Raw genomic sequence first — 13,342 nt, 5'->3', positions numbered from 1 at the left:
TCGTTCTGCCCGCCCAAGAGCGGAAACCGTTTTCTTCGGGACAACGCCTCAGTGGGCGTCTCCGTCCTTCTTGTCATCCTCAGGGCCGCCTCTTCCAGCTTCCGGTGTTGCCACCATACCGGCCGAGCGCAGCACATTCAGCACGCCAGCGCAGAAGCCAAGAAGCAGGAGGATGATCATGCCCCACGGCCCTGTACCCGCAAAGTGGTCCAAAAGATAGCCCAGAAACGCGCCGACAACGATGCCGGCGATGAATTCGCTCGACAGCTTCATCGCCGCCGCATAGCCCTTACGGCTTTCGGCGGCACGGGCCTCCGCTGCATCAGACGTATGAGGCTTCTTGGCCTCAATCTTATCGCCGAGCTGCTTCAGCCGCGCTTCCAGACTTTCTTCAGGTTTCTCCGCCACGTGGCCACTCCCTTGCCGTCCTGATCGGGTCTCAGACCGCGATTTCGGTCATACAATAGGCCATCGTTCAAGCCACGTTTCGGCCCCATTTGAAGTCGCGCGCAACATAGTTTTAGGCACCCGCATAGTCAAGGCATGCGGGCAGCTTGACCGTGGACAATATTATTACGATAATTCAAATAGTTAGAATTGCAAAGCACGATCCGCGACAAGGTTGTCGCAGGATTCCTGCACTCTGTCGGCTGGAATCTCGGTTCTACGGGTTAGACAGGAAAAGACGGCGGAATCGCGCCAGGCGCCGATCAACTCCAGCCGCCGCCATAGGTCCGGTAGAAGATGTGCATACCGATCTTGCCGACCCGCTTCATCGTCTTTGCCCAGGGCGGATTGACGTAGGTCGCATGGTAATGGGTGGCAGAGCCCACTTCTGGCAGCCAGATCTTGCCGGCCGTGACCGCCATCGCGACTTCCTTGGCCATTTTCCAGTGCGAGCGCGAATAGATCAGGTCCCGGATCATGTCGCAGGCGAAGGAAAACTGGCAACGGTTGCGCCAGGTCTTGTTCTGATAGACGACGCCGCAGATGGTTTTCGGATAGGTCGGATTGCGGACGCGATTGAGAATCACTTGAGCGACGGCCGCCTGGCCCTTGAGCGACTCGCTGCGCGCTTCGAAATAGATGCCTTCGGCCAGGCAGGCCTGCTCTTCCTTGCTGAATACGGCCGAGGGCAGCACCGTTGCCGCCCAAGCGTGGTCGTCAGGCGCGATTTCGGGAATGAAGCGGCCAGCGTTCTTGTCCTCGCGCAGGATCGAATCGAAGGGTGATTCACGCGCATAGTCCGGCTCGGGCCGGACGTAAGCAGTCGCAAGAATGTCGGGCTTGTCGTTCGTCACGAGCTTGGCCAGCATCGGCGAAACGCCGGGATCCGCCTTTGGCGGCTTCTTTCCATAGAAGGCCGTGGCGATCTCGATCTCCTTGCCCTTGATGCGCGCCTTGGCGAAGACCATTTTCTCGCCCTCCTCGAAGCGCGGCTCCGTGAGGGAACTCGTGCGCTGCAGGATGGAGCCGGCGCTGAAATCCTTGGGCGGCGTCATCGGCGTGACGGCGACGATGCGTCCCTTCTTGTCGCGGCGGTTGATACGCTCTTCGTCTGGCGTGCCGGAATGCTTGGTCTCGGACGTGAGTGCGACATGGCTGCCGTCGGGCATGTTGATGCCGGCGCCGCCATCGAGCGCGCCCGTCGTGATCGGATCGGCAAAGACCATCTCGACTTCGTGGATCGAGCCCGCCGGCGACGGCGTCATGTACATGCGCCAGCGCTCACCGCCACGATTGATGCCGGAAAGAAAGGTCGCGAGATCCGCATAGGCCGCTACGGAAGGGAAGCCGAGATAGAGCGCGAGGCCGATGATTGCAGGCGCCATCCACGTGGACACGTTCAGGCGAGACTTTTGACGCAGGTTCCGACTCTTACGCACCAACCGACTCCACGCAACGCTTGACGAACGGCACGGCTTTGCCCGCGCCGACAAGAAGCCAGCGTCGGAGATTCCGCGCGGGAAGCTAAGACAATGAGGCGGCCGGACACCCCGCCGGAGCCGCTTCGTTCGAGCTTTGAAAATGAAGCATTAACCTTGATGTTTGGTTAATGCAGCCTCGCTGAAGAACACGGCCGTCATAACGCGAACGGAGCCGCCCCGGCCGGGAACAGCTCCGTTTTATCCGACTGTGTGCGCGAAGCCCCTGCCCGGCACACCCGGTTGAGGGACGCGAGGATCAGATGATGACGTGCGAGCCGAGTTCGACGACTCGGTTGGTCGGCAGGCGGAAATAGTCCGAGGGGTCGATCGCCGCATTGGCCAGTGCGATGAACAGCCGGTCTTGCCAATGAGGCATGCCGGATTCGGCATCGGGCACGAGCTTGCGGCGACCGAGATAGAAGGAGGTCGACATGATGTCGAACTTCAGCCCCGATTTGCGGAAAAGGCCGAGCGCCTGCGAGACGTTCTGCGTTTCCATGAAGCCGAAGCGCATCTCGAGCAGCGTGAAGCGATCCGAAAGCGGCTGCATGCTCACCCGCTCCGACTTCGGCACTTTCGGCGTGTTGGCGGTACGGATCGTCAGAATGAAGTTCTGATTGTGCAGCACATGATTGTGCTTGATGTTATGGAGCAGCGCGGCCGGGGTCGACTCCGGATCGCTCGTCAGGAACACGGCCGTGCCGGGAACGGCCACCGGTGCATGCTCGCTCTTGCGCTCGATCGACTTGATGAAGCTTGCAAGTGGAATGTCGATGTGGCGCGTCTTGGCGTGCAGGATCTCGGTTCCGCGCCGCCAGGTCCACATGATGACGATGAAGGTGGCGGCGATCAGCACCGGCACGTAACCGCCGTCGTGAATCTTCAGCATGTTGGCGCCGAGGAAGATGAACTCAAGCCCAAACAGCGGCAGCAACACCGCCGCCGCCCAGAGCCCGGACCAATTCCAGCGCGTGCGCAGGAACTCGAACGAAAGCACCGTCGTCACCACCATCGCGCCGGTGACCGAGATGCCGTAGGCGGTGGCGAGCGATTCGGACGAACCGAAGACGAAGACGAGCGCCATGACGCCGAACATCAGCAGCGTGTTGACGTTCGGAAGATAGATCTGGCCCGTATGCGTCTCCGACGTGTGGAAGATCGCCATGCGCGGCAGGAAGCCCAGGTGGATCGCCTGACGTGTCAGCGAAAAGGCCCCTGTTATCACCGCCTGGCTGGCAATAATGGTCGCCGCCGTCGCCAGGATGACGACCGGTAGCAGCGCCCATTTCGGGAACATCAGGAAGAACGGATCGGACATCGCTTCCGGGTTCTGCAGCACGAAGGCACCTTGCCCCAGATAGTTGAGGGTCAGCGCCGGGAAGACGACCAGGAACCAGGCCCATTGGATCGGTCGGCGACCGAAATGTCCGAGGTCGGCGTAGAGCGCCTCCGCACCCGTCACCGTCAGGAAAACGGCGCCAAGGACGATGATGCCGACATAGCCTTCATTCAGCATGAAGCTCACGGCATAGTAAGGATTGAAGGCCTTGAAGATCGTCAGGTCGTCGGAAATGTGGACGAGGCCGATCCAGCCCATCACCAGGAACCAGACCAGCGTGATCGGCCCGAAGAAGTTGGAGACGGCCGCCGTTCCCTTGGACTGCACCGCAAACAGCATGAGCAGGATGACCACCGCGATCGGAACCACGTATTCCGATAGCGCCGGCGTCACCAGCTTCAGACCTTCGACCGCGGAAAGAACGGACAAGGCCGGCGTGATCATCGCATCGCCGATGAAAAGTGCTGCACCCGCGATCCCCATGAAGAAGAGGATCGATGCGTGCCCGTTGGCGGACTTCATCAGAAGAGCGAGCAACGACAGCGTGCCGCCCTCCCCCTGGTTGTCGGCGCGCAGCAGGAACAGCACATACTTGATCGTGACGATAATCGTCAGCGTCCAGATCATCAGCGAGATCAGGCCGATGATCTCCACGTCGGTCACGCCGTCGTGGGAAACCGGGCGCAGCGCTTCGCGAAAGGCATAGAGCGGGCTGGTGCCGATATCGCCGTAGACGACACCGATCGAGCCAAGCCCGAGGATCAGCAGGCGTCGCAGATCCTTCGGCTCGTGGGAGGGGGCATGCGGTTGGGTCATGCAAACCTACTGGCGTTCACAGCCAGCCTTTCCAGCGGAAAAAGAAAAAGGGGATGACGGCCGATATCACCATCGCCGCAATCGCCCAGGGATAGCCGAAGTGCCATTCCAGTTCGGGCATAACGCGGAAGTTCATGCCGTAGACCGAAGCGACCAGGGTCGGCGGCAGCAGGACGACCGATGCGATCGAGAAAATCTTGATGATGGCGTTCTGCTCGACGTTGATCAGACCCAGCGACGCATCAAGCAGGAAGGTGATGTTGCCGGAAATGAAACTTGCGTGCTCGGAAAGCGACTGGATGTCGCGGGAGATCGAACGGCAGAGTTCGCGCGTGTCCTTGTCTTCCTGCACCTCCGGAACAGTGTAGACGAAGGTCAGCAGGCGCGAGAGCGAGGCAAGGCTGTCACGCGTCTTGGCGACGAGGCGATGATGGCCAGCGACATCACGCAAGCGCGCCTCGAGATAATGCGGCGACCGGCGCTTGCCTGCAGCCTTGTCGCTGAAGACGTCGATCGACAGATCGTCGATCTTGGTGACCGCCTGCTCGAGAATCTCGGCGGTTCGGTCGGCGACCGTTTCCAGAAGCCGGGTCAGGACAACCGCGCCATCGCGGCAACCGCCCGGGAAGCGATGCATCGATGTCTTGAAGAGGGTGAACGACCGGGGCTCGGCATAGCGGATGGTGACAAGCCGGCCACCCGACAGGATGAAGCCGACATCCGTCAGTCCGGGGATATCCGTATCCGAACGGAACACCAGTGACGCCGTCATGAACACGGCACTCTCCTCGACATAGAGGCGGCTCGACGGTTCGATGTCCTTCAGATCGTCGCGTGTTGGGATGGAAATGCCGAGAAGCTTCTCCATCATCAGGTCTTCTGCCTTGGTGGGTTCGACCAGATCCAGCCAGATGACATCGGGACGCAATTTTTCGGGTGGTTCGGCCGGTGTCAGAACGACGGCTGTCCCATCGGCGCAATAGCCGGTGATCATGCGACCGTCCTCGTCATGCGAAGCTGACAGCGCCGCCCGTCTTCCGAGACGCGCAAGGGTCGCTGTAACACATTGAGCGGCTGCATAATTTTATCCTTAAATCGATTCCGATCTAAGCAATCATGCAGCGTGCCGAACCGCGAAGGCGAAAGGTCGTGCGCCACAAAATACCCGCAATAGAAATCCATCGGATGGAGCGTTCCGCCAGTCAGGACAAAGTCTTCAACTCAGTCATCGCGCGAGGCCAAAATCTCCGGCGAGCGGGCGTCAAGTTGGGCACCTTCGCAAGTGCGGCAAGGCATATGGCGCAACGCAAACGCAAAATCAATGCCCCCTTGCAATCCAGCACGCGGGCATGTGCCGCCATACCGGCACCACCCTACCGCATGTTTGCTTAAATCAAAATCGAATCAAGGGCAAAACGATTCAGTGCCGAGCGTCACGTCATGCCTGACGTGCAAAGTCGCTGCAGCGCCTTGAGTTGCGGCCTGTTCCGGAACGGGGAGAACCGCGGCCCGGAAAGACCAGACGGCCTCCCTGCAAACCGTCACTCGAAGACAATGGTCGGCGCGGCGCGGCTCTTGTCCTGCTGCGCGGCGGATATCTGATCCCAGACCTTGGTGGCGATATCGCGATAGACACGCGCGATCTCACCGCTCGGGTCGGACGCGACGAGCGGTGTCCCGGCGTCCGACGTTTCGCGAATTCCCATGGTCAGGGGCACTTCGCCGAGGAACGGGACGCCGATGCGCTCGGCTTCCTTGCGCGCACCGCCATGGCCGAAGATATCGTAGCGCTTGCCGGTGTCGGGCGCGATGAAATAGCTCATGTTCTCGACGATGCCGAGAACCGGGACTTCTACCTTGCGGAACATGGCGAGGCCCTTGCGGGCATCGATCAGCGCCAGATCCTGCGGCGTCGAGACGATGACGGCGCCGGCGAGCGGCACCTGCTGGGCCATGGTGAGCTGGGCGTCGCCCGTGCCGGGGGGCATGTCGACGACCAGCACATCGAGATCGCCCCAGGCGACTTCCCGCAGCATCTGCAGCAGGGCCGACTGGATCATCGGTCCGCGCCAGATCATCGCCACTTCCTCATCGACGAGGAAGCCCATGGACATGACCTTGAGACCGTAATTCTCCATCGGGCGGATAAGGCGCCCTTCGATCTGTTGCGGCCTTCCGGAAATCTTCAGAAGGCGTGGCATCGACGGGCCGTAGATATCGGCATCGAGCAGGCCAACCCTCAGGCCATTTGCCTTCAGCGCCAGCGCCAGGTTGACCGAGGTCGTCGACTTGCCGACACCGCCCTTGCCGGAGGCGACAGCGATGATGGCGCCGACGCCCGGAATTCCAGCCTTGGCCGGCGGGCCGCCGGCGGGACGCGGCGCATGGGAATGGCCGGCATGAGGCGCTGCCGAGGGCTGCGGACGCTGCACCGGGGCGCCGGCGGGCGCCGCCTTGCGGTCGGCTGTCAGTGCAACCATGGCCGCCGTGATCCCCGGGATGTCGCGCACGACGCGCTCGGCTGCGGCCCGCATCGGCTCCAGTTCCTTGGCGCGGTCGGCCGGCACGGTGATCGAGAAATAGGCCTTGCCATCGGAGATGAAGACATCAGACACAAGTCCGAGGTCGACGATGTTGCCTTCCATGCCCGGGCCACGCACCGTGCGCAGCTTCTCAAGGACCACTTCTTTCGTGACTTCCGGCATCGCGCCCTCTCATTCTTTTGTTATCCCTTAGATAGTCGAGGCGGGGCGCTTCGCCAATGCGACATAACGGAAAAAGGAAGGGCCACCGTCCACCCCGGTGTCCGTACATCCGGGATCACCTTGAGGCGGGCAGTGGCCCTTTCGATCGCGACCTTCGTGGGCGCTGTCTTCTTTTTAGTCCCCTCTGGACATGCCAATAGAAATGCAGGATGCGTGCCAGATTCAAATTCGCCAAGAATATCAAGCAATTTCAAATAGATGATCGATTCTGCAACATTCAAGGCGGCCAGAGCATCTGCCCAGATTCTGAGCAGCTCTGTGCAAATCGTCCAAGGATGGAGCAATTCGGCTGCGGCGGTGGGCGATCTCAGCGGGATAGGAACGCAGGCGCGGCGATTGCGGCAGCCTTCGTGATCGCAACGGAGACGGAGGGCACGCGAGAAGAGGAAAACGGCCTTCGACGCCGGGAGGGCTAGCTGATGTAGCCCTTCTTCATCGCCTTTACGACCGCTTGGGTGCGGTTCACGGCGTCGAGCTTCTTGGTCACGTGATTGAGGTAGTGATTGACCGTATGTTCGGAGAGCCCGAGGATGCCGGCGATCTCGGCACTGGTCTTTCCGGCCGCCGTCCAGCTCAGGCACTGGATCTCGCGCTCCGAAAGCGCCGCGCCGCTGCTCTTCCACACAGAGCCGATCTCGGCGAGGCGATTGTAGACATGGATCGCAATCATCTGCAGTTCCATGGTCACCGTCATCGGCAATTCGACCAGCGGGCCCATGAGAATGACCGCGCCGCGGCCACCCTCGGCGTCGTGAACAGGGAAATAGCTTGCCTGGAAGATACCGTTCTCGCGCAGCATCGCGATGTACTCGGCCGCCGTCTCCGGCTTGCCGCCCTCGCCTTCCCAGGCGTCCAGCGTCACCTGGAACGGCGTCGTCGTCTCGCGCAGGCGGCGCACGCCGGTGCTGAAGCGCAGCATCGACAGGCTGTCATATTTGTTCAGCAGTTCCGCCGGCATATTGGAGATGACCGTGCTCGCGGCCAGCCGCTCCACGTCGATCGAGGGGATCGAGCAGATCAGAAAGGTCTTGAAGCCAAAGACCTGCGTGATCCGCCGCATATAGCGGATGATATCGAACTGGGTCTCAAGCTTTGCGATCTCGGACGCGAAATCACCGCCCCGGGGCAGATCTGCGTCAGTCATCCCGGTCGTCATCGTATCCTGCATTCGCGCGTTCCATGGCATTCATCAAGTATCAAATAGACCGAGCGGCCTGCCAATGCCAACAGATGATCGAGATTCCCTGCCTCCTCGGCCCAAAAGTCTGTGTATTTCTCTCGCGAAGCGCAGACCGTGCCGTTCGCTTCAGGCGCAGCCGGCACCGATCTCAATTGATGAGACCAGCGCGCATGGCCTTGGCGACGGTCTGGACGCGGTTGACCGAATCCAGCTTGCGCGTCGCACGATTGAGGTAATGGTTGACCGTATACTCGGACAGCGCCAGGATTTTCGCCATCTCACTGGTGGTCTTGCCAGCAGCCGCCCAGCGCAGGCACTCCACCTCGCGGCGCGAAAGACTGCCCGGCCCGCGCCGATCGCGGTCGCGGTCGCGAACTTCCATGTACTTGCTATAGAGCAGGCCCGCCCACAGATTGAGTTCCTGCAACTCATCGTTCGAGACGACGGAACGATCACCGCCAAAAGCGATGGCCGCGCGATGGCCGCTCGCATCATGTACCGGCAGATAGAGGCCACGCGGCATGTTCGCCTGTTCAAAGACACAAATGGCCGCATCGCCCTTGCCGTCGGACCGACGGCGCGCCAGCTGATGCGCGTCATAGGTGAAGGGAATGGTGCTGCGGCGCAGGCGCTGGATCACCGGGCTGCCACTAATCAGGCCAGCGCTGTCATACCCCTGCAAGAACGCGGTCGGATAATTGGTCATAAGTGCATTGGCCGTCAGGCTGCTGCAGCCCGTCTCCGGAACTGCAAGAACCAGAAAGCCGCGGAAGCCATAGGCATCCGCTACCTGGGCGATCACTCGCCGAAAGTCTTCTTCGCAACAGATTGGCCCCCTGATGCTCCGCCCATCAGGAAGCGTCAATGACGACAAATTCGCGCTGAAATCGATCATCTTCCGCCCTTCTCCACATCCGGCGCCAAAGAAAGGCCGGCCGCTGACGCCGCATGAAGACCACGTCAATAATTCTATAAATACCAAAACCAAACCAGACTAAGACCATCCACGAACCTGAGTCTGATATATTAAAGCTATCGAGCTTGACGCGCCGCGTCCAGTCGATGTTTCTAATTTACCGTAAAGTGAATTCAAGGTCCACCACGTCCGGGCCCAAGCCGGATCGCGGCCTCCTCGGCAATCGCCCGAGCCGCTTCGCGCACAGGTGCCGCCCAAGCCACCAGTTGCTCCATGCTCACCCTGTAGGCCGGCCCCGTCACCGATATCCCCGCCGCAAGCTCGCTACCGGGGATAGCAATGGGTGCAGCCACGCAACGAATCTCGGCTTCATGCTCCTCGCGATCGAAGGCATGGCCGTCGCGCCTGATCTCTTCGACTTCCGCCAGCAGCGTCGCCGCCGAACGATGCGTGTGCGAAGTGAAAGGGTGAAACGCGGTTCTCGCCAGCACATGCTTCAGCACCGGCTGCGCCAGCAAAGACAACGCTGCCTTGCCGATGCCGGTGCAATAGGCGGGCGAGGCCTTGCCAATCTGCGAGCTCATGCGCACCGTCTGACGGCTCTCGACCTTGTCGACATAGACGATCTCCGTTTCGCGCAGGATGCCGAGATGCACGGTCTCGCCGGTCAATTCGTGCAGGCGCTGCAGGTGCGGTTCGGCAACGTCGCGAAAGCGGTTGGCAGACCAGGAACGATAGGCAAGCGTCAGCAGCCGGAGGCCGGGCTCATAGGAGAGATCCCGGCGCTGAATGAGCAGCCCTTCCTCGACGAGGTGGCTGAGCAACCGGTGCAATGTGCCGCGCGGCTGGCCGGATCGGGCAAGAATATCGGTAAAGCGCTGCGGGCCGTCTGCCGTGACCACCGCTTCCAGCACGGCAATCGCCTTGCCGAGCGTGCCGGTACCGGCCTCCCCTCGCCCCTCGTCCGCCACCATCATGTCGTTTGTCATCGTCGTTCGCTTGTCTTCAAGTGGCGTCGCGTCGCGCGCCTGATCTTGACAAGATAGACGCTTCGACACGATAATTCCACATACTAAAATCAAGTTCCAAATAATGGAACAAATCATAGGCTTAAAACGGTCTTACGAGGGAATGAGGGACATGCCGGCGCCCAAGGCACAATTTCACGATTTGCGCGACCGCTGCGTGCTGGTAACCGGCGGCGGCTCGGGCATCGGCGCGGCCCTGGTCGAGGGCTTCGTGCGCCAGGGCGCGCGGGTCGCCTTCGCCGATATCGACGAGCGGGCAAGTGCCGAGCTCGTCGAACGGCTTGCTGATCAAACGGGCTACAAGCCGCATTTCATCCCCGGCGACCTGCGCGATATCGAAGCGGTGCGTCATACGGCGGAAGCGGCGGCAGCATCGCTCGGTGCGATCCATGTGCTCGTCAACAATGCGGCGCGCGATGATCGCCAGGCATTGGAAGCCGTGACTGAAGAGATCTGGGACGAAAGCCAGGCCGTCAATCTCAGGCACCTCTTCTTCATGAGCCAGTCGATCGTGCCGCACATGCGGCAAGCGGGCGGCGGTTCGATCGTCAATTTCTCCTCGATCGCCTTTCTGCTCAACATGGGCGAGATTCCAGCCTATGCCACGGCGAAGGCCGGTATCGTCGGTCTGACCAAATCGCTCGCCGGCAGGCTCGGGCCCGACAATATCCGCGTCAACGCAATCCTGCCCGGCATGATCGTCACCGAACGGCAGAAGCGGCTGTGGCTGAACGACGTGGCGATCGCCGAGATGCAGGAAAGGCAGTGCCTGAAACGCAGCCTAACCGCCGACGATCTCGTCGGGCCCTGCCTTTACCTCGCGTCGGACTGCTCCGCGGGCATGACGGCGCAAACAATGATCATCGATGGAGGCGCACTGTGATGACGGCAGCCTATTATGCGGCAGTCGACTGGGGAACGACGAGTTTCCGACTGTGGATCATCGGCGAGGATGGCTCGGTGCTTGCCGAACGCCGCAGCGGCGAAGGCATGACGACCGCCAGCAAGGCCGGTTTCCACACGATCCTGGAACGCCACCTCGCTGCCGTCGACGCGCCGAGCCACCTGCCGGCGATCATCTGCGGCATGGCCGGCGCCAAGCAGGGCTGGGTCGAGGCCGGCTATATTGATACCCCCGCGGCCCTTGCCGACATCGCTTCCCATGCGGTTGCGGTGCCGGATCGCGATCGTGACATCCGCATCCTGCCGGGTCTCGCGCAACGCGACATGCGGCACCCGGACGTCATGCGCGGCGAGGAGACGCAATTGCTCGGCGCTGCCGGCGAACTCGGCCGCGGCCGACACCTCGTCTGCATGCCGGGCACGCACAGCAAATGGGTTCGCCTCGAAGACGGCGCCGTGAGCGGCTTTTCCACTTTCATGACCGGCGAACTGTTCGACGTGATTTCGAAGCACTCGATCCTCAGCCACTCGATCGCAGATGCCCATGCGTTTTCCGGCGATCACCCTGCCTTCGCGGCGGCGGTAGCCGAGGCACGCACCAATCCCGCCTTGGGGACCAGCTTGGTCTTCGGCGCGCGCGCCGGACAATTGCTGCACGGCGCCAGTGCGACCGACGCCAAGGCCTTGTTGTCGGGCACGTTGATCGGCCTTGAGATCGCCGGCGCGCTGGCGTCAGCCAAGACGATCGACAGCATCTGCCTCGTGGCCTCCGGTTCACTCGGTACACTTTATCAAGCCGCGCTTGAAAGCCTCGACCGCCCGCTTCGGGTCGTCGACGCCGACACGGCAGTCCGCGCCGGCCTTTCGACCGCCGCCCAGGCGATCTGGCCTCTCTGAACGAAAGACAAGCTCATGACCCGCATTCCCTTCCCGCCGATGAAGTACCCGCTGATCGCGATCCTGCGTGGCCTCAAGCCCGAGGAGACCGAAGGCGTCGTCGGGGCGCTGATCGAAACCGGCTTCACTGCGATCGAGATCCCGCTGAACTCCCCCGATCCGTTCCGCTCGATCGAGACGGCGGTGAAAATGGCACCGGAAAATTGCCTGATCGGCGCCGGCACGGTGCTGACGACGGCACAGGTGGAGCAGCTTGCCGATGTCGGGGGCCAATTGATGGTCAGCCCGAACGTCGAACCGGCGGTGATTTCGCTTGCGGCACAGAAGGGCATGGTTACCATGCCCGGCGTGCTCACCCCGACCGAGGCGCTTTCGGCCGCGGCAGCGGGCGCGACCGGCCTCAAGTTCTTCCCGGCAAGCGTGCTCGGGCCATCGGGCATTACCGCGATCCGCGCGATCCTGCCGCCCGACCTCGAGATTGCCGCCGTCGGTGGCGTTTCCGATGCCAACTTCGGCGACTACGCCAAGGCCGGCATTCGCAGCTTCGGCCTCGGCTCGAGCCTCTACAAGCCGGGCATGAGCGGCGCCGAAGTCCGCGAACGCGCCGTCGCAACGATCAAGGCCTATGACGCCGTCTACGGAGCACGCTGATGAGCGATACCATTCCTTTTTCCGGCAGCATCCTTTGCGAATCGCCCTCGATTCTCGGGGAAGGCCCGACCTATGACCCCGTCAGCGGCACCGCCTGGTGGTTCAACATCAAGGGCCAGGAACTGCATGAGCTACATCTCGAAACCGGCCGCAAGACTGTACATAACCTGCCATTCCTCGGCAGCGTGCTTGCCGTCATCGATCCATCCCGGCAACTGATTGCCTCCGATCAGGGGCTTTTCCTCAGGGATACGCAGACAGGCACCTTCAGCCTCCTGACCACGCTTGAGGACAAGCCCGGCAATCGCTCGAACGACGGCCGCGTGCACGCTTCCGGTTCGCTGTGGATCGGCACCATGGGCCGCAGCGCCGAGAAGGGCGCCGGCGCGATCTATCACGTCGCCGGCACGAAGGTGACGAAGCTCTACGACAGGATCACCATTCCCAACAGCATCTGCTTTTCGCCGGATGGGACCATCGCCTACTTCGTCGACACCGACATCAACCACCTGATGCGCGTCGATATCGATGCCGAGACCGGGCTGCCGAAGGGTGAACCTAGCCTGCTAGTCGACAGTAGTGGCGAAGCCGGCGGCATCGACGGCTCCGTGTGCGATGCCGATGGTCTGATATGGAATGCCCGCTGGGGCAGCAGCACGGTCGACGTCTACAGGCCCGACGGTGCACGGATCGCGCGCTACGCGATGCCGGCAACGCAGCCGAGCTGCACGGCCTTCATCGGGGCGAAGGCCGACCGCATGTTGGTGACATCCGCCTGGCAAGACCTGGACGATGCAGCGCGCGTGGCCGATCCGCATGCCGGCATGACCTTCGATCTCGGCGTCAGCGTCAACGGCCGGTTTGAACCATCGTTCCGCCTCTGAGCGGAAGCGCGACTAACCTCTTGGCGAAGCGCCAA

The 13,342-nt window shown here is 61.7% G+C and carries 12 protein-coding genes; 4 read left to right on the top strand and 8 right to left on the bottom strand.

Translation table 11 applies throughout. The features are described from left to right. Positions 1-48 precede the first annotated feature (48 nt). The 8 genes from ACN9MO_RS02410 to ACN9MO_RS02375 all read right to left on the bottom strand — a co-directional run bounded on the left by ACN9MO_RS02410 (position 49) and on the right by ACN9MO_RS02375 (position 9,933). On the bottom strand, positions 49-408 hold the full coding sequence (locus ACN9MO_RS02410) for an AtpZ/AtpI family protein (protein WP_057250817.1): 360 nt from the start codon (positions 406-408) through the stop codon (positions 49-51). A gap of 302 nt (positions 409-710) precedes the next feature. Continuing rightward, positions 711-1,832 carry a cell wall hydrolase gene (locus ACN9MO_RS02405; RefSeq protein WP_057250819.1) on the bottom strand — a complete coding sequence of 374 codons (1,122 nt, stop codon included), beginning with the start codon at positions 1,830-1,832 and terminating at the stop codon, positions 711-713. A 352-nt stretch (positions 1,833-2,184) separates the two neighbouring features. Continuing rightward, positions 2,185-4,083, bottom strand: a complete 1,899-nt coding sequence (locus ACN9MO_RS02400) for a potassium transporter Kup (protein ID WP_057250821.1) — start codon at positions 4,081-4,083, stop codon at positions 2,185-2,187. A 16-nt stretch (positions 4,084-4,099) separates the two neighbouring features. Beyond that, positions 4,100-5,077, bottom strand: coding sequence for a magnesium transporter CorA family protein (locus ACN9MO_RS02395; RefSeq protein WP_093232039.1), 978 nt, complete (start codon positions 5,075-5,077; stop codon positions 4,100-4,102). Between the two features lie 547 nt (positions 5,078-5,624). Then, complete coding sequence (locus ACN9MO_RS02390; RefSeq protein WP_110878044.1) at positions 5,625-6,788, bottom strand: Mrp/NBP35 family ATP-binding protein; 1,164 nt, start codon at positions 6,786-6,788, stop codon at positions 5,625-5,627. Positions 6,789-7,260: 472 nt separating this feature from the next. Next, positions 7,261-8,034 (bottom strand): LuxR family transcriptional regulator, encoded by a 774-nt coding sequence (locus ACN9MO_RS02385; protein WP_057250827.1) that lies wholly within the window; start codon positions 8,032-8,034, stop codon positions 7,261-7,263. A 142-nt stretch (positions 8,035-8,176) separates the two neighbouring features. Further along, on the bottom strand, positions 8,177-8,923 hold the full coding sequence (locus ACN9MO_RS02380) for a helix-turn-helix transcriptional regulator (RefSeq protein ID WP_113133191.1): 747 nt from the start codon (positions 8,921-8,923) through the stop codon (positions 8,177-8,179). Positions 8,924-9,117: 194 nt separating this feature from the next. Next, the gene (locus tag ACN9MO_RS02375; RefSeq protein WP_162764915.1) at positions 9,118-9,933 is read right to left on the bottom strand and encodes an IclR family transcriptional regulator; all 816 of its coding nucleotides are present in this window, start codon (positions 9,931-9,933) and stop codon (positions 9,118-9,120) included. Positions 9,934-10,084: 151 nt separating this feature from the next. Between ACN9MO_RS02375 and ACN9MO_RS02370 the strand changes: the two genes are divergently transcribed. The 4 genes from ACN9MO_RS02370 to ACN9MO_RS02355 are packed head-to-tail and all read left to right on the top strand — an operon-like array spanning position 10,085 to position 13,307. Then, positions 10,085-10,855, top strand: coding sequence for an SDR family NAD(P)-dependent oxidoreductase (locus tag ACN9MO_RS02370; RefSeq protein WP_057251097.1), 771 nt, complete (start codon positions 10,085-10,087; stop codon positions 10,853-10,855). Further along, a complete protein-coding gene (locus tag ACN9MO_RS02365; RefSeq protein WP_057250831.1) occupies positions 10,855-11,772 on the top strand; it encodes a 2-dehydro-3-deoxygalactonokinase in 918 nt (305 codons plus the stop codon). Before ACN9MO_RS02370 ends, ACN9MO_RS02365 begins: the two co-directional genes overlap by 1 nt. 15 nt (positions 11,773-11,787) lie before the next feature. Beyond that, entirely contained in the window at positions 11,788-12,423 is a 636-nt protein-coding gene (locus ACN9MO_RS02360; protein ID WP_057250833.1) for a 2-dehydro-3-deoxy-6-phosphogalactonate aldolase, read from the top strand. After that, positions 12,423-13,307, top strand: coding sequence for an SMP-30/gluconolactonase/LRE family protein (locus tag ACN9MO_RS02355; RefSeq protein ID WP_113133192.1), 885 nt, complete (start codon positions 12,423-12,425; stop codon positions 13,305-13,307). The genes ACN9MO_RS02360 and ACN9MO_RS02355 overlap by 1 nt, the downstream gene beginning before the upstream one ends. The last annotated feature ends 35 nt before the right edge of the window (positions 13,308-13,342 follow it).

Source organism: Ensifer sp. R-19, from assembly GCF_049905105.1.
Taxonomy (GTDB): Bacteria; Pseudomonadota; Alphaproteobacteria; order Rhizobiales; family Rhizobiaceae; genus Ensifer.
The sequence above is the reverse complement of the archived record's forward strand: the minus strand, read 5'-3'. Positions and strand labels throughout refer to the sequence as shown.

Coding starts and splice junctions, on each gene's coding strand:
- ACN9MO_RS02395 (WP_093232039.1), bottom strand. CDS start 5,077: ATGATCACCGGCTATTGCGCCGATGGGACAGCCGTCGTTCTGACACCG.
- ACN9MO_RS02385 (WP_057250827.1), bottom strand. CDS start 8,034: ATGCCATGGAACGCGCGAATGCAGGATACGATGACGACCGGGATGACT.
- ACN9MO_RS02400 (WP_057250821.1), bottom strand. CDS start 4,083: ATGACCCAACCGCATGCCCCCTCCCACGAGCCGAAGGATCTGCGACGC.
- ACN9MO_RS02355 (WP_113133192.1), top strand. CDS start 12,423: ATGAGCGATACCATTCCTTTTTCCGGCAGCATCCTTTGCGAATCGCCC.
- ACN9MO_RS02370 (WP_057251097.1), top strand. CDS start 10,085: ATGCCGGCGCCCAAGGCACAATTTCACGATTTGCGCGACCGCTGCGTG.
- ACN9MO_RS02360 (WP_057250833.1), top strand. CDS start 11,788: ATGACCCGCATTCCCTTCCCGCCGATGAAGTACCCGCTGATCGCGATC.
- ACN9MO_RS02380 (WP_113133191.1), bottom strand. CDS start 8,923: ATGATCGATTTCAGCGCGAATTTGTCGTCATTGACGCTTCCTGATGGG.
- ACN9MO_RS02365 (WP_057250831.1), top strand. CDS start 10,855: ATGACGGCAGCCTATTATGCGGCAGTCGACTGGGGAACGACGAGTTTC.
- ACN9MO_RS02390 (WP_110878044.1), bottom strand. CDS start 6,788: ATGCCGGAAGTCACGAAAGAAGTGGTCCTTGAGAAGCTGCGCACGGTG.
- ACN9MO_RS02405 (WP_057250819.1), bottom strand. CDS start 1,832: ATGGCGCCTGCAATCATCGGCCTCGCGCTCTATCTCGGCTTCCCTTCC.
- ACN9MO_RS02375 (WP_162764915.1), bottom strand. CDS start 9,933: ATGACAAACGACATGATGGTGGCGGACGAGGGGCGAGGGGAGGCCGGT.